Source organism: Idiomarina sp. Sol25 (assembly GCF_033052775.1).
Taxonomy (GTDB): Bacteria; Pseudomonadota; Gammaproteobacteria; order Enterobacterales; family Alteromonadaceae; genus Idiomarina.
The window spans coordinates 1-263 of the sequence record NZ_JAUPEW010000150.1 but is presented as its reverse complement, the minus strand read 5'-3'; the positions used below and the strand labels follow the sequence as shown (position 1 = coordinate 263).

Here is a 263-nt window from a genome sequence, read left to right as displayed (position 1 = left end):
CGAAATTATGAAATCGAGATCCGCACACAAAACGCGGAAGGGCACAGTCGTGGGTATGTGCCCGCTGGCACACATCAGGCTCGCGCCAGAAACTTTGACTACGTTGCTCCGCTAGATTGGTGGGCTCATGAGGGCGTTGATCGGATCACTCTCTCTGGCCCGCGATATCCTTATGTAGATTTTGCTGAGTTCCGTTTCTACGGGGCGACTGAAGCTAACGATGCCCTAACGCTTGTTGGCCGGTCCAGCGATCCGCATTTCTC

1 protein-coding gene is annotated in these 263 nt (G+C 54.4%); it reads left to right on the top strand.

Annotation, left to right across the window (positions count from 1 at the left end):
• Window positions 1-57: 57 nt before the first annotated feature.
• Window positions 58-263 (top strand): hypothetical protein (locus Q5L94_RS13820; protein ID WP_317498929.1); only part of this gene is annotated, 206 nt, incomplete at its 3' end.